Origin of the sequence: Streptomyces sp. MK37H, from assembly GCF_018035285.1 — a bacterium.
GTDB lineage: Bacteria > Actinomycetota > Actinomycetes > Streptomycetales > Streptomycetaceae > Streptomyces > Streptomyces endocoffeicus.
Window position 1 is genome coordinate 1 of record NZ_JAAAYH010000182.1, and the last position, 16,962, is coordinate 16,962.

A 16,962-nucleotide genomic window follows, 5' to 3' on the forward strand; every position below is an offset into this window, starting at 1 on the left:
ACGCGGGAGCGGCAGGGTTCGCCGATGGGGGCGTCGCACCATCCGCACTTCACCGAGAGCGGGTCAGGGCGCCCGGCGGCCACGGTGGCCTCTCGTTCGGCGCGCAGAGGCCGGTAGGGGGCGAGCTGCTGGCGGACGCGGTCGGGGACGTAGCGGCCGATGCCTGTCAGGCTTCCGGCGACGTCGGGGTGTGGGTCGCCGCTGGTGATCGCTCGGTACTCGACGGGGTTGGCGCGGCCGGTGGCGACGGCGTTGCGGGTGCCGAGGAGTTCGGCGCGCCAGGCGGCGGCGTTGTCGGGGTCGGTGGCCGGGGTGGGGTCGGTGTGGCGGTTGAGTCGGTCGCGGACGGTGTTGCGCCATTGGCTGGCGATGTCGGCGGGCAGCAGGGGGTAGGGCGAGTTGGCGTAGTGCTGTTGGGCGGCCTGGAGGGCGAAGTCGTAGGGGACGTCGGCGAGGATTCCGGCCCACATGGCGACTTTGCCGCGGCGCTCCTTGGGGTCGTCGGGGAGGATCCGGGGGTCGGCGTAGCTGATGTTGAGCAGGAGTTCGGGGATCTGTTCGGGGGTCATGCCGTGGTGCCTCCGTTCATGGCGCGGAGCTCGGCGGCGATCTGGCCCAGGTCGTCGCGGGCGGCCTGACGGCGGGCGGTCTTGGGGTCCACGGGCAGACCGGTGGCGCCGCCGTCGAGGGGGACGAGGAACGTGCCCTGCTGGACCTCGGGGGCGGGGCGTTCGCGTTCGGCCCATTCCTGCCAGCGGGCGCCCCAGTCGGCGGCTGCGCGGCGGTCGCCGGTCTGGCGGCGGACGAACTTGCGGGTGACTTCGGCGAGCTGGCCGCCGGTGAGAGCGGGTTGGCCGTTGGTGAGGCGGGCGGACTGGGCGGCGGCGATGTCGTCCTGCTGCGGCTGCCAGTCGGGTGGGATCAGAGAGAGAGCGGGTTCGTGCGTGCGCCCGTCACTACGGTCACTGTTCTCTCTCTCAGTACCACCACTAGCGGGTCGGGTCGGGTCGGGACGGGACGGGGCGCCGTTAGTCGCACCGTTAGTAACGCCGTTACTCGACCCGTTATCCGAGGGCATTCCGGCGCCGTCCGGCGGGATCGGCTTGCCGCGCCTGCGCTGACGGAAAGCCTCCTGACGTGCAGCGTTCTTCGCTCGCTCGGCAAGGACCTGTTCGCGGGAGGGGTTGTAGTCGAGGTAGTCGTGGATGACATATCCCGGGCCTTGCAAGGGCGGGCGCGTTTCCGAAGTTTGATTCGACTTTGGATCGACTTTGGCGAGCAGATTCGCGTCACACAGGGCCGCGAGGAGGCGCGGAGTGCCGTATGAGCGGGCGACGGAGGCGGGCACGAACCCGTCGGTGAGGTGCTGTCCGGCGTAAGAGATGAGCCGGACGTACAGGCCCGTCGCGGCGTTGCCCACCTGCATGATCTTGGGGTGGGAGTGCAGCGAGTCATCGATGCGGGACCAGGCCACGGGTTGTGCTCCTACGGGTTCGGTGGGACGTAAGTGGGCGCGACAAAGCGCGCTGGTCAGGGCGGCCGCGTCAGCACAGCGCCCCCTCCGGTCGGCGCCCCGGCAGCGTGCCCTCAGGGCATTCGTGCTCGAGCACATGGGCGTGCGGGCAGTCCTTGCTGTGCACGCTCGGCAGTACCTCCGCGAGGCGCATCCCCGACCACGGCGACTCGCGCAGACACCACGCCAGCCGGTTCGGCCGGGTGAGCTGTGCGGCCTGGGCCGGGGTGTGCCGGGAGTCGTCGACCGTGACGGCCCACGGCAGGCCGGCGGTCTGCCGCAGCGTCGGGGCCCCGCAGCGGGGGCAGTCCGCGCGGACCGCCCCCGTGCTGGCCTTTGCTGGCCGTGTCACCTGACGAACTCCGTGCGGGCACGGGCGGCCTTCTCGGCTTCCTGCGCCCGGTATTCGGCCTCGCTCGGGTACGCGCCGAATGCACCGTCGAGCAGGGTCTCCGCGTTCCGCGGCCCGTTGCCGATCTCGTCGAGGGTGCCGTCCATGCGGCGGGCCCTCCACATGGCGCGCTTGGCCTCGAGGAGCGCGGCGGCTTCGTCGTCGGAGCGGGCGACCCTCGCAGCCGGTGACGCGGAGCTTGACCTGGGGGTCCTTCTCTTCGCCGTCGGCGTGGCCGGTGTAGGACTTGGAGCTGAGCTCGACGATGGCGACGACGACCATGCCGGGGTTCTCGAAGAGGCCGCGGCGCTGCTCGGCGGTGAGGGCGCCTTCGATGCTGGCGGCGGCGCTGTCGAGCTTGACTTCGGGGAGCTGGTGCTTGGGGAGCTTGGGCATGTGCTGCTCTCTTCCGTTCGGGTGGTGCGGTGGTGCGCCCGGGGCGGTGGCGTGGGGTGGACCGCCCCGGGCCGGTTGGCGGGGGTCAGTCGGTCGGCTCGGCGCCCTGCGCGGCGGTGTCCATCACGCCTCCGAGGGCCTCGCCGACGGCCTGTACGAGGTAGTCCCGGGCCTCGTCGGACATGCCGTCGTGGAACGCGAAGTGCACGCGGACGATGGGCTGACGTCCGGCGCGCCACGTGAGCTCGTGCTCATCGGGCTGGAGCCCGTCGGTGCCGAGGTCGACAGCCCAGCGAGAGATGTCGGCCGCGCCGGAGACGAGTTCGACGACGGACTCACGCAGATGCTCGTCCTGCTCGCTGCCGGGGGTGATGAGCAGCCACCTCGGGTTGTCAGAGAGGGCGGCGCCAGCGTCGGACGGGTTCGGCTCGGTGCTCATCGCGTAGTGCATGAGCGCAGCAGCGGCGCGGAGGTCGGCGTCGGTGTACGGGGTCTCGGTGGTCATGCGGTGGTGTGGTCCTTTCGGATCAGGTTGGTGAACAGGGCCCGGTCGAGGGAGTTGGCGAGGCGCTCACGGCGCCGAGCGTCGGCGTCGGTCCGCGGTGCCTGGCCACGCAGGGCCTCGAGCAGGTCGGCGGCGGCCGTCAAGTCGCGCAGATCCAGGGAGATCGCGGGCCGGGCCATCACGAGCGCCCCGGTGCAGCTGTGGGAGGCTGGCCGTTGTGCCCGGCGGCGGGCGCGGGCTGGCGCTCGCCGCGGGTGACGTACCGGCGGTCGACGCCGTTATGGGCGGCGTCGACCGCGGCCTCGACGGCCTCGATGGCGGTCTGGAGTTCGCGGGAGTAGGGGACGCGGCGGCGCAACAGCTCCGCGAACTCTCGGGCGGCGGTGCTGATCTCGTCCTTGAGGGCGAGGCGCTCGGGGTCGATGGCTATGGGGGCGAATCGCTTGGCGATCTCGGCGGTGCTGAGCGACATCAGAGGGTGTCCTTTCGGTAGGCGTCCGCCATCTCGGCGGCCTGTTCAGCGAGCGCGATCTCGGCGCAGACCTTGTGCGCGGGCTTGCGTTTCGAGTCACGGAGGTTGGTCTCCTGGCCGCAGTAGCGGCAGGGCTTGGGGGTCCAGGACCAGTGCGAGAGGGCGCGCCAGTCGAGGAGTGGCGGGCTGGTCATGCCGCTGCCTTGCGGCGCTTGACGTACAGGGCGTGGCGCTGATGAGGGCTGAGGCCGCCGAACGTCCCGTACCGGTTGCGGCCCGCGGCGTTGCCCTCGGCCTGCATGGCCAGCTCCAGACACTGAGCGGTGACGGGGCAGCGCTTGCACCACTGGAGTGCCTTGCGGGCTTCGTTCGTGTTGGCCGTGGCGATCCACCATTCGGGGTCGGCGCCGGGCTGGCGGCAAGCGCCGTGCCGCTCCCAGCCCTTCGTGTCCGGTACTGGTGTGATGTGGGCGGGCACGGTCGGCTCCTTGGGGGTGCGGGGAGCGGGCACACGCTTCTTGGGCTTGGCCTTGGGCTTGGGTTTTGGTTGGGGCTTGGCTGCGGTGCGGCAGTGGTCGCATCCGCTGATCGGGAGGTCGGTGTGGGCGCAGCGGAACTCGGCGAACTTCATGAGGCCACCGCCCCGAGGTCGGGCCACTGCTCGCCCGGCGCCAACTCGCGGATGTGCAGCACGAGCTGCCCGCCCTTGACGACGGAGCCAAGGCGCATGTCGGGGCCGAGGACGCGGGTGTGGTCGTCGTCCTCCAGCAGTCCGGCGTCCACGAGCCCGTCCACGGCGGCCTTGAAGGACGGGTACCAGTTGGCGGGGTCGCGGCGGCCGTTCGTGGGCGGGTGGAGCACGCCGAGGATGTGCGCCCGCTGGAACAGCGGCTGCGGCTTGGCCGCGGCGAGCGCGGTCATCAGGGCCGGGGACTCGCTGACGGCCTCCATGGCGGCGGCGCGGAGGGCGGCTGTGCGCTCGGCTCGTTGCCGGTAGTGCGGGCGCTGGTTGGCGTTGAGGAGCTTGAGCCCGGTCTTGAGGGTGACGGTGTAGGTGCGGGGCGCGGGGTCCGCCCCGGCCGGAGCCGGGACGGGACGCGCGGGCGCCTGGTCGAACAGGGTCGGGGCGCTCATCGGCTCCTCCGATCCGAGAGGTGGATCAGCCCGGCCGCGATCAGAGCACCGGGCCAGCCCACGGCAACCACGGCAGTGAGCAGGCAGGCCCTGGTCGGGTTGGTGACGAAGGCCGCGTCCACGAACGGGTGCTCGCGGCTGATGGCGGGCAGGGTGAGGGCGAAGACGGCGATGCCGATGGCCCAGATGGCGAGGATGATCACGGCGAGGGCGGTCATTGGGCACCGTCCGTGGGTGTGAGGTGGACGGCTCCGCGGTGCTGGGCGGCGTTCTCGCAGCGGCGGCCGCCGCCGGGGGTGGGGATCCACTTGGTGGTCATGTGGCCGCAGGCCACGTCGTGGCAGACGTCCCAGCACGTGCCGGGCGTCGTCGGCTGGAACGCGGCGCCGGGGCGGACAGCGAGGCGGGGCACGTGCCGGACGCCGACCGTGCGCGCCAGGCAGAGGAGCCAGATGCCCGCGGAGCCGAGCAGGACGCCGAGCAGGATGGTGATCACAGCTTCACCCCCGGGAGCCGGTCATGGCGGCGCTGCTGCCACTGCTCACCAGCCGCGATGGCCGGGGTGTCGAGGCCGTAGAACTGGTCCAACAGACCGTTCTGGTTGCGGATGAGCCGGGCCTGGCCGTCCATCTCCTTGCGGTACTTCCGGACGGCGGCGCGCATGTTCTCCAGCCGGGTCTTGAGCCGCTGGTTCTCGGCGTTGCCCTGCTCGCCGCGGTTCTCCAGCAGCTCGGCGAGGTGCCGAACGCGGCCGGTCAGCCGGACCTTGTCAGCCTCCGACTGGCAGAACTGGCGGACCGCGATACTGCGCGCCGTGCGCTCGGTCTCCACGGCGCGCAGGGCGGCATCACGCTCGTAGACCAGCTGCTCGACGCGGTCCTGCAACTCGGCGATGCGCCGCTTCTTCGAGCCCCACATCAGCGGTCACCCGCCTTGGCCTGGTGCGGGATCAGCGGCCACTCCGGCGCGCAGTACGCGTCCTGGTTCGTCTTGCGGAAATGCGCCTGGAGGTCAGCGGCCTGGGCGGCCGCCCACTCGACCTGAGCCGTGTGCAGCTCGTCCAGCGACATCGCGGCCAGCCGCTCGTATCGCTGGCCCTGCCGCCACGCGACCCGGCACGCGGCGATCGCGTCGGCGTCCGCGCTGTGCGCGCCGTCGAGTCGGACCTGGTAGTGCTGGCACAGGTGGGTGAGCGTCCGTTTGCCCTTGCGGTAGCGGTCCATCTGCTTGTCGATCACGTACGGGTCGACCACCCGCAGGTCTCCGCTGAGCCGGTCGGTCAGCGGCGTCATGCCGTACCGGCGCGCCTCACGGTCCAGCACGGTCACGTCGTACCGGGCGTTCATCGCCACGATCGGCACGCCGGACAGCACCACCTGCGACAGAGCGGCGAGCAGGGTCTCGACAACCTCGCGCAGGTCGGTGCCCTCGGCGCGGGCCCGCTCTGTGGTGATGCCGTGGATCTTCGCGGCCTCGGCGGGGATCTCTTCGCCGTCCACGTCGGACAGCCAGTTCGCCGTCTGGGCGGGCTGGTTGCCGCCGACCTGGACGACGCAGGCGGTGACGATGCGCGCCGTCTCGGGGTCGGCCGAGGTGGTCTCGAGGTCGTAGCCGCACATGCGGCCGAGGTGCCAGCTCATGCGCCACCGCCAGTGCGCTCCTTGTAGTGGCGCAGGCCGAGCGCGTCGAGGGTCTCCTCATCGCCGCTCTCGTTCTGCACCAGCACATGCAGCATCCGGGCCGAGCGCAGCTCGTAGCTGATCTGCTCCAGACGGCCGGGCGTGGTCTTCGGGTTGATGATCTCGTCCCGGTAGTCCTCAGCCGTCCGAGTCGGGGCCTCACCGCGCTCGACGTGCACGGCCTCCGGCTCCGGGTCACCCGTGGGGATCATGCCCGTGTTGAAGAGGAGAGCGCGGAGAGCGAGGCTCTGGGCCTTCGCAGTGCCCTTGTCACCGGAGTCGAGTGACTCGCCGGCCGACTTCAGCAGCGGCAGGCTGTCGCCACGCGGGCCGATGATCTGCCACGTCGTAACGAGCGTGGCCTCACGCATCGGGGTGCCCCGCGAGGACTTGGTGTCCCGGTACGACGGCGCCATGTCCACGGCCATGACGTTCACGCCGTGCCGCAGGGTGGCCGGACCGAACGCGTTGATCGCCGCGTCCACCCCGCGGAAGTTGTACTTCACGTACGGGCGGCCGTTCTTGTCCTTCTCCTTGTGCTCGTCGGTCTTCCCGACCGACCGCACGTCGTGCCGCACCCGCAGCCATGCGATATGAACGGGCACCATCTCCGGTGTGGGGTACGCCTCGTTGTCCTCGAAGTCGAAGACGGGCAGCGCAGCGCCTGCCTCGGGGGCGGTGTACTGAGGGGCCGGGGCCGGGACGGTGCCGTTGGCGGCCAGCTCGGCGCGCTCGGTCAGGGACGTCATGCGGCGTGCTCCTTGCGGACGAACTGCGGGATGTAGAGGCGGTCCTGGGGTTTGTCGACGACGCACGCGGCGTAGGCGTCGGGGAACTCCTCGCGCAGCCGGGCGATGTCGCAGCGCTCTTGTGAGGACTGCTCGATGGAGTAGAAGGGCCGATCACCACGGATCGCGGCCTGGGCGTTGCCGAGCGCGGCGACCATGCGGGCGTACGCGGCCTTCTGCCGCTTCTTCGCCTCGCGGATCGTGTCGCCCTCGGCGAGGTAGTCCGCGACCGCATCGAGCGTGTCGACGTCGCGGTCAACAACGGCCACGCCCTCGCGGTCAGGGTGAAGCCGGTCGTACAGCTCCAGCAGCGCGTCCGGCGGCTCCTCGCCCGTCGGCGCGGGTGCCCGGCCCTGCGTGATGTGCTCGTGCCACAGGCGCCCGGCCTCGGCGTTGATGTACGCCACGAGCTTGGTGTGCTCGGACCGGCGGACGGTGTACTGCCGGTAGTCCTGGCCGCCGATCAGACACACGACGTGGATGTGGTCGAGGCCGGTGACGAGGATCTGCCACAGCACCTGCGCGAGTACGTCGTCGGGCGGGCCCTGGCGCCAGAGTTGCGCGACGAACGCGTTGCGGGTCTTGACCTCCAGCGCGCACAGCGACCGGACGGACCGGTCCAGGGGGCACTCGGTGCACAGCCGGTCGAGGGTGCACATCTGCCAGGAGTCGGTCTCGTTGGCGATGATGCCAACCGATTCGACGACGGTGCGGTTGCGGCGGGCCCAGTCCCGGGCGAGCGGCTCTTCCAGCACGTTGCCGAAGTGGGCGGCCTCGCTGAACTCGTCGTCGTGCGGGAGCTGGCCGCGCTTGTCGTAGTAGACGTGCAGCGGGGTCTTGAAGCCGGAGAGTTGCATGACCGCGGGCAGGTCAGAGCTGCCGATGCCCTTGCGGCGTGCGTTGAGCCAGACGTCGCGGGGTGCGGTGTGGTCGAGGATGAGGCGGCCGGTGGGTGTGACCAGTCGGCCGGCGGCCGGGGCCGAAGCCCCGGCGCGCACGGTCGTTTCTGTCATCGGCGTGTCCCCCGGTTGATCAGGCGGGCGAGGAAGCCCGGCGGCTTGGGCTGGTGGTCGAGGTAGGCCCGGTCGCGGGCCTCGCGGAGGCTGGGGGCGCGACCGGTGCGGTCGGCGGGGCGCCAGTAGCCGCCGTCGCTGAAGGAGTCGCGGCGCTTCATCGGGCGCCGCCCTTCGCGTGGTTGACCCGGAACGCTCGGCCCCGCCCGGGGACCGTGAGCAGGTCCCCGCGGTCGGCAAGAGCACCGAGGCGCTGGCGGGCAACGGATCGCTGTGTGGTGCCGAGCGGGGCGGGGAGGGCCATGACGCGGCGGGTGGTCCAGATGCCGCCCTGTGCGCGGATCTCGGCGGCCAGGTCGTCGAGGAGGTCGGTGGTCTTCACTCGTCGGCCTCCTCGTCGTACGCGGAGGCGACCGTCAATGGCGTCACGACGAAGCCAGTCGGCCGCTCCTCTTCGCCCACAGCGGCGACCAGTTCGGCGACGCCGTCCTCCTCGTCCTCGATCCAGTCGAGGGAGACAGAGGGCAGGTCCCGGCGCATGTCCGCCTCGCAGTGCTCGCGGGCAGCGGCGGCCGTGATGTACAGGCCCATGACGATCGAGTCGTGCGAGGCCCGGTAGATCGTCAGCTCGTCGGGCTCGTCGTCGCCGTCGGGGTCGAGCAGCTGGAGCCCGATGGCCTCGCGATGCTCGTCGTCCAGCAGGAGCGCGACCGGGCGGCCGTCCTCGGCGAGGCAGCAGACGATTGTGTCGTCGTCCGGGCCGTCGGAGGATGTGACGGTGCGGTCCCAGCGAACGACGAGCGGCGTGGTGTCGGCGGTCTCAGCAGCCGCCGGGGCGTGGATGGCCAGCAGCTCCGGTACGGCCTCGTGCGCGTCGGCCATCCATAGGGCGATCGGTCCTGCCCAGTCCGGGAGCGTGGCCAGCGTGGTGCCCGACTCCAGGTGGACGACCCGGTAGTAGCCGGGGTCGTCGCCGTCCTTGTCGGCGTACTCGGACGCCCACGGGCCGCTGTACCAGTCGCCGAGCTGGCAGTCGCGGATCTCCTCGATGCGGTCGGCATCCAGCAGTCCGGCTTCGTTCGGCTGGGCGGGGCTGCCCTTCCCGGCGGCCTCGGCGGACTCCCGGAGCGCGTCGGCGGCGTCGCGGTGCTCCTCCGAGCAGTAGGCGACCGGCTGACTGTCGAGGTAGTCGAGATCGACGCGTCCGTGCCGGTCACGCGGGGCGCTCTTGCTGTACCACTGGGTGAACCGCGTCTCGTGGCAGTACCCGCAGTCGCTGATATAGGCGGTCATGCGGCAGCACCACCCTCGGCGGCACGCTGCGCGGCCACACGCGGCATCCGCTCCACAGCCAGTACCCGCACCTGCTCCGACACCCGCAGCGCCTGCTGTGGCGTCAGCGCGACCCGGGTCGACAGCCGGTCGACGAGCCGGTCCACCAGCTCCTCCACGGCCAGCGTCTCCGGGGCGAACCGGTCAGCGGCCGGGCGCGGGGTCTGGTCGGCGTACTCGGCCAGGTCGTCGGCGAACTCGTCGGCCAGCAGGTCGAGGAGGTCGGCGACGTTGGCCCGGATGAGGACGTCGACGTCGAGCGTCACGGCGCAGGGCAGACCGGCGACGTACACCGGGCCCGGGACGGGCGCGGGTTCGCCGAGGAGCCAGCGGCCGAGCCTGCGGCGGATTCGGGTGATCGTCATCGGTGATCTCCAGAAGGAAGGGCGGCCGAGGAGAGAGCGGCGCGAAGATCCGCGCACGGGTCGGCAGCCGGAGGCGGGGGCGGGGTCGTGGCGGCGTTGACCGCCCAGCACACGGCCAGCCAGCCCAGGTAGAGCGCGAAGACGAGGAGCAGGAACATCACGACCGCTCACCGCCCGGGAGCGCCAGCGGAAGATCGCGCCGCAACTTGTCGACCGCTGCCCGCGCCGCCGCAGTCACCACGGCCGGGCCGTCCTGCTCCGTCAGCACCACCGGCACCGGGACATCCACGGCCAGCGGCAGCACCTGCGATGGCGCCCCAGCCTCGGCCGCGGCGAACGCGGCGCGAGCCGCCTCAACCGACTCGTCGGACGCCAACCCCGGCGCCAGCGCCGACTCGGTCACCGTGCAGGACGGCTCCGGCTCGACCTCGGCCTCCAGCTCGGCGACCCGCGCCCGCAGCCCGTCCCGCTCCCGCTTCAGCGTTCGGACATCGTTCTCAGCCCGGAGCCGCGCGTCCTGCTCCTCCTGCAACGCCCCGATCAGCCGCTCGTTGGTCTTGAAGACCCCGTTCCGCTGATTACGGAAGGCGTCACGGTCCTTCCGCAGGTGCTCAGTCTCGGCCCGCAAGCGCTCCACGTCCTTGAGCAGAGACCGCGACACCGGATCACGCCGAGCCCGATCCTGGAACCACGCCTCATTCAGCGCATCCCGGTTCTCGTCCACCGCCAGCCACGCCCGGACATCCGCACGCGCCCGCGCCGAGTCCGAATCGGTGACCACGCAGCTCGACTCGTAGTAGCCGTGCGCGTTGTCGAGAACATCGCCCCACTCCTGGCCCTGCATGGACTCGTGGAAGTGAGCGGGCAGCATGTACGAGACGCGGGCCACGTCCGGGATCTGGACGTACACCTGGGTCTGCTTCTCGGCCGGGTGAGCGAAGTCGTAGCTGCCGAGGCTGATGCGGACGTTGATCGTCATGCCGCCACCGCCGCATCCTGCGCAGCCACGCCGTCCAGCAGCGACCAGACGCGCACCGGCACGCTCGACACCACGACCGACGCCGACACGTGCGGGCGCGGGTCCTCGTTCCGATGCGGGCGCGTGCTGACCGTGCCGCCGAGCGCCTCGGCCAGCGCCTCCACGCCCTCACGGGAGTGGTGGAAGTAGACGTCCACGCTCGGCGTGTCCGGCGCGAACAGGTGGCACGTGACCGTCACGTCGTTGGGCACGATCGGGCTGAGGGTGACGATCTGCTCGGCCACTGCCAGGGCCGCGATGTGCCCGCGACGCTGCGTCTCGTCGGCGGTGGGCTGGTGTTCGTTACGATCGATGCTCACGGTGGAGCCTCGCTTTCATGATCTTGGTTGGTGAGGTGAAGCCGTGATGGGGTCGTTCCGGGGTCCAGCCGGTTCGGCCCCGCTTCGGTTGGTCAGGTGCGAGCAGCGCGCCGAGACGGCAGCGGCTTCAGCTCGGCCAGCGGGTGCGGACCCACGGGGCGCAGCCGGGGCGTCTGCTCGGGCTCGTGGTGGAACTGGGCGTCGATCGCCTCAAGGTCGGCGTCGGAGAACGTCACGACGCGGCCCTTCTTCGAGTGCGGCAGCTTCTTGATGTGCCGCCTCAACCAGGACTCCTCGACACGCAACTCTGCCGCCGCCTCCGGGTAGGTCAGACGCCGAGTCATGCGCTCTTCGCCTCTGCGAGTTCCGGCGTGGCCACCGTCGCCGTGCGCTGATCGGGCGCCCAGAGGACCAGAAGGTCCGTACCGATGCGCTTCGAGATCGCTGCCGCCACTTCGGCACTTGCGGTCCGCTGCTCGCCCCTCAGCAACTCGCTGATGAGGCTCGGATGGACGCCGGCGCATTTGGCCAGGTCGCGGACGGTGGTGTGGCTGCCGTCTCCGGTGTGCTTCATGAGGGCGCGGAGCACGGTGGGGTCGTGCAGTCGGAATCGTGGAAGTGCCAAAGCATCCCCCTTGTGCAATGGATCGTCCCTGTGTGGAGATGTTGGAAGCATCGCACGGTGGGGACACTTTGTCTATCTCGCGGGGATGGACAGTTTGTGTGTGTCAGGGGGATGGCCTGATTGGGTCGTGCGCCCTCGTGCGCCCTGGCGCGCTCTCGCTCACTCGGGGACAATCTGTCCCCGACGTGCAACGCGCATGGTGCATGATCAGCATCGCTTAGCTAAGGCTTGACCGACCCTGGTAGACGCGCGCACTCGGGAGACGCGAGATGATGGCCGTTATGGTCGAGGAAACACGAGATCAACTTTCGCGCCTCGTGCGCGATCGCCGAGCCGAGCTGGGCATCAGTCTCGCCAAGGTGGCGCAGGCCAGTGGCGACCCCGACCTGGCCCCCTCGTGGATCAACCGTCTGGAGCACAACCAGCTCAAGGAGATCCCGAACAAGGCGCGACTGGAGGCGCTCGGGCGCGGCCTGCAACTCCCTCCACGGCGGCTAGCCCGTGCGGCCGGTGCCCAATACTGGGGCCTCGCCGAGGAGTACTCGCAAGACGAGTCCGCCCGGGTCATCGTCGATCACCTGGAAGACCTGTCCGGGCCGGAGAAGCGGCAGCTGCAGGCGATGGTCGAAGCCTTCGCGCGGAACCGGCGGCCGGAGCAGTAACTTCTCCGCCTGCCTTGGGGTAGGGCGTTACAGAGAGTGGCTTTTTGTGCGCACCTCTGGTCACTCCTCGCCCGCTGGGTGCATGCTGTGATCACGCCTGGGGGGCGGATGTGAGCTGACAGTAGCCTGCCATCATCGGAGGTTCGAACTGATGTGCGATCCGTGGTGTGTAAGGGGAGGCGAGTTGCTGACTACCGCGCGTGTTGAACGCGTCAGCTATCTGCCCGGCGGCAAGGCCGCGATGGCCTTCGAAAGGGAAGGCGAGCTTGTCTTCAGAGTCTTGGAGAGCGACTTGACCGAGCGGGCCGCCCTCCGGCTGACTCGCCTCATGCAACAAGAGATCGACAGCGGAACCTGGACGCAGAACTGGCCCGGCGATAAGCCGGGCCAGCCTGCTGAGTAGGTCCCTCAGACGCCCACGACACGCAGGCCGCCCGCCGCTGGGGCGGCAGTGTGCATTGCGGCCTCGACGGCGGCTGTGATGTCGCCGTCGAGGGAGCGCACCAGGTGGCCGTACCGGTCCACCGTCGTGCTGATCGACTCATGACCCAAACGGATCTGGATCGCTGGCAGCGGGATGTTCGCCGCGATCAGCCACGCCGCGTGCGAGTGCCGTAGGTCGTGGAGCCGCGGCCGCTTCGGCAGGCCCTTTGCGATCGCCGCTTGGACCGCGGGCAGCCACTTCCGGTTGTAGTAGTTCGCGTGCCGCCAGTGCTTCCCTGTAGGTGTCCGGAACAGAAACGCCTCGGGCGCCTGGCCGGCAGTCAGGCGCCGCGCCACATCGACCTGCGCGGCAGCTAGGGCGACGAGCCGCCGAGCCTTCTTGGTCTTGGGTGGGCCGAGGTAGTAAGCGCCGCCCTCGGCTCCCTTCTTGGCCTTCTTCCACGCGCGTTGGACGCTGGCGGTCGGCGTGGCTGCCCGGAGGTTGATGTCCTTCACCTGGAGTGCGGTGGCCTCGCCCCAGCGCATGCCTGTGCTGACGAGCCAGTCGGCGAGGTCTCGTGCGTCCGGGTCGGTGATCTCGGCGGCGATGCGCTGGTATTCGTCGTGCTCGAGGAACGTCATTTCCTCGTCGACGTGGTCGTCGAGGCGGGGGAGACGGGTGCCCTTGCACGGGTTCGTGGTGCGCAGCTGGGGGGTGGCCTCGACGGCGGCCTGGAAGATGCAGAAGAGGAGCCCGTGCCTGTTCGCGATCGACTTGGGGTCTGCCTTCCGGCGGAGCCATCGGTCGGCGGTGTCTGGGTCCGGCTCGCCCTTCTCCTCAAGGCGCACCCAGTCGGTGATGTCGTCGGACTCCACATTGCAGATGGTCGCTGGAACGACCTGTCCGGATGGCTCGGTGCGCTGGAGCAGGGATAGGTGGATGCGGATCTCGCGGTGGTAGTCCTCGCGGGTGCGGTCGTCGATGCCGGTCAGCCGGTCGACGTACCGAGTGGCGTACTTCACGAACGGCATGTCGCCGGGGACTGCGGGCTTTTCAACGAACCCTTCGCCCTTCACCCAGCCGTACGGCCACTGCTGCCCGTGGGCGTCGACGAGCTTTTTGAATGCCTCGGCCTGGTCCTCGTCGCCGAACTTCTCGGTCTCCCACGATCCGCCGCGGCCGCCCTGGATCCACCGGACTTGATAGATCGCGGAGCCGTCCTTGCGCTCACGCTTCCTGATGGTCGCCATGCAGGGAGAGTAGGAGTGTTTCGGGGGCTCCGTTAGGCCCGCGTTTGGCCCAGATAAATGAAAGATCAGCCGGTGCTGCGTTTCCGCAGGTCACCGGCTGATCATCAAGGGTGAGTAACGGGACTCGAACCCGCGACATCCTGGACCACAACCAGGTGCTCTACCAGCTGAGCTATACCCACCATGACCGGTGCTTTCCGCACCGGCCGAGAAAAAGTGTACAGGGTCCGGAGGGGTGCTCGCTCCCGGCTTTCGGGGAGTCGGGAGCGAGCACCGGGACGGCGGCAGGGTCAGGCGTGCCGGGCGGGCAGGACGTGCTTGGCCGCGATGGCCTTCGCCGTGTCCGAGTCCGGGCCGGGAGCGGGTACGAAGATCGCTTCCCGGTAGTAGCGCAGCTCGGCGATGGACTCGTGGATGTCCGCGAGCGCGCGGTGGTTGCCGTTCTTCTTGGGGCTGTTGAAGTAGGCCCGCGGGTACCAGCGGCGGGCCAGCTCCTTGATCGAGGAGACGTCGACGATCCGGTAGTGGAGGTAGCTCTCGAGCGTCGGCATGTCCCGGAGGAGGAAGCCCCGGTCGGTGCCGACCGAGTTTCCGCACAGCGGGGCCTTGCCGGCCTCGGGGACGTGCTCGCGGATGTAGGCCAGGACCTGGTCCTGGGCGTCCTCGAGCGTGGTCCCGCCCTCGAGCTCGGCGAGCAGGCCGGAGGTGGTGTGCATCTCGCGCACCACCTCGGGCATGGTGACCAGCGCTTCCGCGGGGGGCCGGACAACGATGTCCACTCCGTCGCCCTGGATGTTCAGCTCGGAGTCCGTGACCAGCGCGGCCACCTCGATAAGCGCGTCGTTCGCCAGCGAGAGCCCGGTCATCTCGCAGTCGATCCACACCATGCGATCGTTCATACGCCTCACCCTACGGGGCGTTCCCGCTGGCCGGGCAGGGACGGACGGCTCGGGGCCCGGCCCGCGGCCTGTTCGGGCAGGCGTGGGGCGTAGGCGTCCGACTCCGGTTTGCCAGGATCCGGATGCGGAGCGTGATGGTGGTGCGGAGGGTGCCCCGAGTGGCCGGCGGAGGCGCCGGGCGCGCCCGGCCGCCGCAGCGGCAGGGAGTGGTCGCCGGCGCGGGGTTCGATCACCTCGGCGCGGTCGGGCCGGTCGGCCCGCTCCAGCCGCTCCAGGCGGTCGGGGCGGTCCGGGCGCTCCGCGGGCCCGCCCTGGGGCCTGCGGGCGCGGTACGCGGCCCGGTAGGCGGCCGGGGAGGACCCCAGCTGCCGCCGGAAGTGCCCGCGCAGCGCGACCGGCGAGCGGAAGCCACAGCGCCCCGCGACCTCGTCGACCGAGTAGTCGGAGGTCTCCAGGAGCCGCTGCGCCTGCAGCACCCGCTGGGTGATCAGCCACTGGAGTGGAGCGCTCCCAGTGAGCGAGCGGAACCTGCGGTCGAAGGTCCTGCGGCTCATGTAGGCGCGGGCGGCCAGGGCCTCGACGTCGAACTGCTCGTGCAGATGCTCGAGCGCCCACGCCACCACCTCGGCGAGCGGATCCGCCCCGATCTCCTCTGGTAACGACCTGTCCAGATAGCGCTCCTGCCCTCCGCTGCGGCGCGGCGGGACGACCAGGCGCCTGGCGAGGGCGCCGGCGGCGTCCGCGCCGTGGTCGGTGCGCACGATGTGCAGGCACAGGTCGATCCCGGCGGCGGTGCCCGCCGAGGTCAGTACGTCGCCGTCGTCCACGAAGAGCTCGCGGGGGTCCACATGGACCGACGGATAGCGCTTGGCGAGCGTCGGCGCGTACATCCAGTGGGTGGTCGCCGGGCGGCCGTCCAGCAGCCCGGCGGCGGCCAGTACGAAGGCCCCGGTGCACAGGCCCACGATCCGCGCGCCCTCCTCGTGCGCGCGGCGCAGCGCGTCGAGCGCGGCGGCCGGTGGCGGCTGGGTTATCGACCGCCAGGCCGGTACGACGACGGTGCCGGCCCGGGAGAGTGCCTCCAGGCCGTATGGTGCGGTCAGTTCCAGTCCGCCAGTCGTTCGCAGTGGCACATCTTCGCCCGCGCACACCAGAAGTCGGTACCGAGGGACTCCGGCGTCCTGCCGGTCGATACCGAAGACGGAGAGCGGGATGGAGCTTTCGAAGATGGGGCCGCCGCTGAACAGCAGCACCGCGACGATTTCTCGTCGCCGGCGTCCGGAGAGCTTGCGCGAGGTCTCCGGTACGGTCGTGGAGTCCTGGCTCATGGCACTAAGCCCCCCTCGGTGGTCGCGTCCTCTCGGTCCTGCACGTTTCCCCTCGGTCCTGAACGGTTCCCCCGCCGGTCATGGCCAAGATCGAATCTACTGTGTCGCGTGTGGTCGCCGTGACCAGTTCACCACCCGCCACTATGTCGACATGACAACTTGGCGCGAAGCATTCGATCACGAAGCGTTGCACTCGTAGCCCTCGCTGTGAAGTACGCCTTGTGCGGACACCCACTTCCCGTAGGGGGTACGTGCGCTCCGGACCCCTTTCCACGCTGGCCGGACGGGTGTTGAGCACGGCGTTTGCCAAGGAAAGAACTGTGGTCGGAAGTTGGCTGAAAACAAGCGGGCGCAGACGTACGGATGGGTCATACGACCGGCGTACGTGCCGCTCGTACTTCTTGAGGGGCCGAGCGGCCGTCGTCATGGCTTGAGCGGCGCTATAGCGGCGCTCCATCGACGCTGAGTGCGCGGAGCGCTACGCACCGCTTCCCCGGCTCCGGGCCCTTTCCGGTTCGGTCCTCAGACGCGGCGGCCGCCCCGGTGCGCGCCGATCCCCGTACGGCCGTGGCGGCCCCGGTGCGGGCTGACGCCGTCCGAGTCCAGCCGGGCCGCGGTGCGCTCGGAGTGGCGCAGCAGGGCGCGGCTGGCGGCCGTCACGGCGGCGAGGCCCGCGGCGGCCCCCAGGGCGGCCCCGAAGGGCAATCCGCACATGAGCAGGACGACGGGGACCACGGCGCAGCTGAAGGCCGCCCAGCGGATCACCTCGCTCACCGCGTCGCTAGCGGGGGCCTGGACCTGGGCTCGAGGGGGGCTCGGAACGTGGGGCCGTCCGGGTGCCCCGGCCC

General features: G+C 70.4%; 30 protein-coding genes and 1 tRNA gene. 2 read left to right on the plus strand and 29 right to left on the minus strand.

The genetic code is table 11. The features are described from left to right. The 24 genes from GWI24_RS24050 to GWI24_RS24165 all read right to left on the minus strand — a co-directional run. The coding region (locus tag GWI24_RS24050; protein WP_210947989.1) for a hypothetical protein at positions 1-569 on the minus strand (569 nt) is incomplete at its 3' end. Then, positions 566-1,474 (minus strand): hypothetical protein, encoded by a 909-nt coding sequence (locus GWI24_RS24055; RefSeq protein ID WP_210947990.1) that lies wholly within the window; start codon positions 1,472-1,474, stop codon positions 566-568. The genes GWI24_RS24055 and GWI24_RS24050, both read right to left, overlap by 4 nt. Positions 1,475-1,544: 70 nt before the next feature. Beyond that, on the minus strand, positions 1,545-1,865 hold the full coding sequence (locus GWI24_RS24060; protein ID WP_210947991.1) for a hypothetical protein: 321 nt from the start codon (positions 1,863-1,865) through the stop codon (positions 1,545-1,547). Beyond that, entirely contained in the window at positions 1,862-2,011 is a 150-nt protein-coding gene (locus tag GWI24_RS45510) for a hypothetical protein (protein ID WP_247616807.1), read from the minus strand. Before GWI24_RS45510 ends, GWI24_RS24060 begins: the two co-directional genes overlap by 4 nt. Before the next feature lie 374 nt (positions 2,012-2,385). Then, positions 2,386-2,805 carry a hypothetical protein gene (locus GWI24_RS24070; RefSeq protein ID WP_210947992.1) on the minus strand — a complete coding sequence of 140 codons (420 nt, stop codon included), beginning with the start codon at positions 2,803-2,805 and terminating at the stop codon, positions 2,386-2,388. Next, positions 2,802-2,984 (minus strand): hypothetical protein, encoded by a 183-nt coding sequence (locus GWI24_RS24075; protein ID WP_210947993.1) that lies wholly within the window; start codon positions 2,982-2,984, stop codon positions 2,802-2,804. The genes GWI24_RS24070 and GWI24_RS24075 overlap by 4 nt, the downstream gene beginning before the upstream one ends. After that, on the minus strand, positions 2,984-3,277 hold the full coding sequence (locus GWI24_RS24080; protein WP_210947994.1) for a hypothetical protein: 294 nt from the start codon (positions 3,275-3,277) through the stop codon (positions 2,984-2,986). Before GWI24_RS24080 ends, GWI24_RS24075 begins: the two co-directional genes overlap by 1 nt. After that, on the minus strand, positions 3,277-3,471 hold the full coding sequence (locus GWI24_RS24085; RefSeq protein ID WP_210947995.1) for a hypothetical protein: 195 nt from the start codon (positions 3,469-3,471) through the stop codon (positions 3,277-3,279). Before GWI24_RS24085 ends, GWI24_RS24080 begins: the two co-directional genes overlap by 1 nt. Continuing rightward, the gene (locus GWI24_RS24090) at positions 3,468-3,908 is read right to left on the minus strand and encodes a WhiB family transcriptional regulator (protein WP_210947996.1); all 441 of its coding nucleotides are present in this window, start codon (positions 3,906-3,908) and stop codon (positions 3,468-3,470) included. Before GWI24_RS24090 ends, GWI24_RS24085 begins: the two co-directional genes overlap by 4 nt. Further along, positions 3,905-4,411 (minus strand): hypothetical protein, encoded by a 507-nt coding sequence (locus tag GWI24_RS24095; RefSeq protein ID WP_210947997.1) that lies wholly within the window; start codon positions 4,409-4,411, stop codon positions 3,905-3,907. The genes GWI24_RS24090 and GWI24_RS24095 overlap by 4 nt, the downstream gene beginning before the upstream one ends. Next, on the minus strand, positions 4,408-4,629 hold the full coding sequence (locus tag GWI24_RS24100) for a hypothetical protein (protein ID WP_210947998.1): 222 nt from the start codon (positions 4,627-4,629) through the stop codon (positions 4,408-4,410). Before GWI24_RS24100 ends, GWI24_RS24095 begins: the two co-directional genes overlap by 4 nt. After that, positions 4,626-4,907 carry a hypothetical protein gene (locus GWI24_RS24105; RefSeq protein ID WP_210947999.1) on the minus strand — a complete coding sequence of 94 codons (282 nt, stop codon included), beginning with the start codon at positions 4,905-4,907 and terminating at the stop codon, positions 4,626-4,628. Before GWI24_RS24105 ends, GWI24_RS24100 begins: the two co-directional genes overlap by 4 nt. Beyond that, complete coding sequence (locus GWI24_RS24110; protein ID WP_210948000.1) at positions 4,904-5,329, minus strand: hypothetical protein; 426 nt, start codon at positions 5,327-5,329, stop codon at positions 4,904-4,906. The genes GWI24_RS24105 and GWI24_RS24110 overlap by 4 nt, the downstream gene beginning before the upstream one ends. Next, a complete protein-coding gene (locus GWI24_RS24115) occupies positions 5,329-6,051 on the minus strand; it encodes an exonuclease domain-containing protein (protein WP_210948001.1) in 723 nt (240 codons plus the stop codon). Before GWI24_RS24115 ends, GWI24_RS24110 begins: the two co-directional genes overlap by 1 nt. Next, the gene (locus GWI24_RS24120; RefSeq protein ID WP_247616808.1) at positions 6,048-6,839 is read right to left on the minus strand and encodes an ERF family protein; all 792 of its coding nucleotides are present in this window, start codon (positions 6,837-6,839) and stop codon (positions 6,048-6,050) included. Before GWI24_RS24120 ends, GWI24_RS24115 begins: the two co-directional genes overlap by 4 nt. Then, positions 6,836-7,891: a YqaJ viral recombinase family protein gene (locus tag GWI24_RS24125; RefSeq protein WP_210948002.1), complete on the minus strand. Its 1,056-nt coding sequence runs from the start codon at positions 7,889-7,891 to the stop codon at positions 6,836-6,838. Before GWI24_RS24125 ends, GWI24_RS24120 begins: the two co-directional genes overlap by 4 nt. After that, positions 7,888-8,052, minus strand: coding sequence for a hypothetical protein (locus GWI24_RS24130; protein WP_210948003.1), 165 nt, complete (start codon positions 8,050-8,052; stop codon positions 7,888-7,890). The genes GWI24_RS24125 and GWI24_RS24130 overlap by 4 nt, the downstream gene beginning before the upstream one ends. After that, positions 8,049-8,273, minus strand: a complete 225-nt coding sequence (locus tag GWI24_RS24135) for a hypothetical protein (RefSeq protein WP_210948004.1) — start codon at positions 8,271-8,273, stop codon at positions 8,049-8,051. Before GWI24_RS24135 ends, GWI24_RS24130 begins: the two co-directional genes overlap by 4 nt. After that, positions 8,270-9,184 (minus strand): hypothetical protein, encoded by a 915-nt coding sequence (locus GWI24_RS24140; protein WP_210948005.1) that lies wholly within the window; start codon positions 9,182-9,184, stop codon positions 8,270-8,272. Before GWI24_RS24140 ends, GWI24_RS24135 begins: the two co-directional genes overlap by 4 nt. After that, entirely contained in the window at positions 9,181-9,588 is a 408-nt protein-coding gene (locus GWI24_RS24145; protein ID WP_210948006.1) for a hypothetical protein, read from the minus strand. The genes GWI24_RS24140 and GWI24_RS24145 overlap by 4 nt, the downstream gene beginning before the upstream one ends. 157 nt (positions 9,589-9,745) lie before the next feature. Further along, on the minus strand, positions 9,746-10,567 hold the full coding sequence (locus tag GWI24_RS24150) for a hypothetical protein (RefSeq protein WP_210948007.1): 822 nt from the start codon (positions 10,565-10,567) through the stop codon (positions 9,746-9,748). Beyond that, entirely contained in the window at positions 10,564-10,926 is a 363-nt protein-coding gene (locus GWI24_RS24155) for a hypothetical protein (protein WP_210948008.1), read from the minus strand. Before GWI24_RS24155 ends, GWI24_RS24150 begins: the two co-directional genes overlap by 4 nt. Before the next feature lie 92 nt (positions 10,927-11,018). Continuing rightward, positions 11,019-11,270 (minus strand): helix-turn-helix domain-containing protein, encoded by a 252-nt coding sequence (locus GWI24_RS24160; protein ID WP_210948009.1) that lies wholly within the window; start codon positions 11,268-11,270, stop codon positions 11,019-11,021. Further along, on the minus strand, positions 11,267-11,500 hold the full coding sequence (locus GWI24_RS24165; RefSeq protein ID WP_247616809.1) for a helix-turn-helix transcriptional regulator: 234 nt from the start codon (positions 11,498-11,500) through the stop codon (positions 11,267-11,269). Before GWI24_RS24165 ends, GWI24_RS24160 begins: the two co-directional genes overlap by 4 nt. A gap of 332 nt (positions 11,501-11,832) precedes the next feature. Here GWI24_RS24165 and GWI24_RS24170 point away from each other — a divergent pair, with 332 nt between their 5' ends. Together GWI24_RS24170 and GWI24_RS24175 are read left to right on the plus strand one after the other, a co-directional pair. Further along, complete coding sequence (locus tag GWI24_RS24170; protein WP_210948011.1) at positions 11,833-12,213, plus strand: helix-turn-helix domain-containing protein; 381 nt, start codon at positions 11,833-11,835, stop codon at positions 12,211-12,213. 184 nt (positions 12,214-12,397) lie between these two features. Further along, positions 12,398-12,616 (plus strand): hypothetical protein, encoded by a 219-nt coding sequence (locus GWI24_RS24175; protein ID WP_210948012.1) that lies wholly within the window; start codon positions 12,398-12,400, stop codon positions 12,614-12,616. A gap of 5 nt (positions 12,617-12,621) precedes the next feature. On the opposite strand, the gene GWI24_RS24180 is transcribed toward GWI24_RS24175, so the two are convergent. The 5 genes from GWI24_RS24180 to GWI24_RS24200 all read right to left on the minus strand — a co-directional run. Then, on the minus strand, positions 12,622-13,887 hold the full coding sequence (locus tag GWI24_RS24180; protein WP_210948013.1) for a site-specific integrase: 1,266 nt from the start codon (positions 13,885-13,887) through the stop codon (positions 12,622-12,624). Between the two features lie 109 nt (positions 13,888-13,996). Then, a tRNA-His gene (locus tag GWI24_RS24185) sits at positions 13,997-14,069 on the minus strand. Positions 14,070-14,177: 108 nt separating this feature from the next. Then, on the minus strand, positions 14,178-14,786 hold the full coding sequence (gene orn, locus GWI24_RS24190) for an oligoribonuclease (RefSeq protein WP_037953113.1): 609 nt from the start codon (positions 14,784-14,786) through the stop codon (positions 14,178-14,180). A gap of 5 nt (positions 14,787-14,791) precedes the next feature. Further along, complete coding sequence (locus tag GWI24_RS24195) at positions 14,792-16,114, minus strand: helix-turn-helix domain-containing protein (protein WP_210948014.1); 1,323 nt, start codon at positions 16,112-16,114, stop codon at positions 14,792-14,794. A 522-nt stretch (positions 16,115-16,636) separates the two neighbouring features. Next, a partial coding sequence (locus GWI24_RS24200; RefSeq protein ID WP_247616810.1) for a hypothetical protein occupies positions 16,637-16,962 on the minus strand: 326 nt, incomplete at its 5' end.

Excerpts from the sequence above, each read along its gene's own strand:
- GWI24_RS45510 (WP_247616807.1), bottom strand. The coding sequence starts at position 2,011 with ATGGACGGCACCCTCGACGAGATCGGCAACGGGCCGCGGAACGCGGAG.
- GWI24_RS24070 (WP_210947992.1), bottom strand. The coding sequence starts at position 2,805 with ATGACCACCGAGACCCCGTACACCGACGCCGACCTCCGCGCCGCTGCT.
- GWI24_RS24075 (WP_210947993.1), bottom strand. The coding sequence starts at position 2,984 with ATGGCCCGGCCCGCGATCTCCCTGGATCTGCGCGACTTGACGGCCGCC.
- GWI24_RS24080 (WP_210947994.1), bottom strand. The coding sequence starts at position 3,277 with ATGTCGCTCAGCACCGCCGAGATCGCCAAGCGATTCGCCCCCATAGCC.
- GWI24_RS24085 (WP_210947995.1), bottom strand. The coding sequence starts at position 3,471 with ATGACCAGCCCGCCACTCCTCGACTGGCGCGCCCTCTCGCACTGGTCC.
- GWI24_RS24090 (WP_210947996.1), bottom strand. The coding sequence starts at position 3,908 with ATGAAGTTCGCCGAGTTCCGCTGCGCCCACACCGACCTCCCGATCAGC.
- GWI24_RS24095 (WP_210947997.1), bottom strand. The coding sequence starts at position 4,411 with ATGAGCGCCCCGACCCTGTTCGACCAGGCGCCCGCGCGTCCCGTCCCG.
- GWI24_RS24100 (WP_210947998.1), bottom strand. The coding sequence starts at position 4,629 with ATGACCGCCCTCGCCGTGATCATCCTCGCCATCTGGGCCATCGGCATC.
- GWI24_RS24110 (WP_210948000.1), bottom strand. The coding sequence starts at position 5,329 with ATGTGGGGCTCGAAGAAGCGGCGCATCGCCGAGTTGCAGGACCGCGTC.
- GWI24_RS24115 (WP_210948001.1), bottom strand. The coding sequence starts at position 6,051 with ATGAGCTGGCACCTCGGCCGCATGTGCGGCTACGACCTCGAGACCACC.
- GWI24_RS24120 (WP_247616808.1), bottom strand. The coding sequence starts at position 6,839 with ATGACGTCCCTGACCGAGCGCGCCGAGCTGGCCGCCAACGGCACCGTC.
- GWI24_RS24125 (WP_210948002.1), bottom strand. The coding sequence starts at position 7,891 with ATGACAGAAACGACCGTGCGCGCCGGGGCTTCGGCCCCGGCCGCCGGC.
- GWI24_RS24130 (WP_210948003.1), bottom strand. The coding sequence starts at position 8,052 with ATGAAGCGCCGCGACTCCTTCAGCGACGGCGGCTACTGGCGCCCCGCC.
- GWI24_RS24140 (WP_210948005.1), bottom strand. The coding sequence starts at position 9,184 with ATGACCGCCTATATCAGCGACTGCGGGTACTGCCACGAGACGCGGTTC.
- GWI24_RS24145 (WP_210948006.1), bottom strand. The coding sequence starts at position 9,588 with ATGACGATCACCCGAATCCGCCGCAGGCTCGGCCGCTGGCTCCTCGGC.
- GWI24_RS24150 (WP_210948007.1), bottom strand. The coding sequence starts at position 10,567 with ATGACGATCAACGTCCGCATCAGCCTCGGCAGCTACGACTTCGCTCAC.
- GWI24_RS24160 (WP_210948009.1), bottom strand. The coding sequence starts at position 11,270 with ATGACTCGGCGTCTGACCTACCCGGAGGCGGCGGCAGAGTTGCGTGTC.
- GWI24_RS24165 (WP_247616809.1), bottom strand. The coding sequence starts at position 11,500 with ATGAAGCACACCGGAGACGGCAGCCACACCACCGTCCGCGACCTGGCC.
- GWI24_RS24170 (WP_210948011.1), top strand. The coding sequence starts at position 11,833 with ATGGTCGAGGAAACACGAGATCAACTTTCGCGCCTCGTGCGCGATCGC.
- GWI24_RS24180 (WP_210948013.1), bottom strand. The coding sequence starts at position 13,887 with ATGGCGACCATCAGGAAGCGTGAGCGCAAGGACGGCTCCGCGATCTAT.
- orn (WP_037953113.1), bottom strand. The coding sequence starts at position 14,786 with ATGAACGATCGCATGGTGTGGATCGACTGCGAGATGACCGGGCTCTCG.
- GWI24_RS24195 (WP_210948014.1), bottom strand. The coding sequence starts at position 16,114 with ATGAGCCAGGACTCCACGACCGTACCGGAGACCTCGCGCAAGCTCTCC.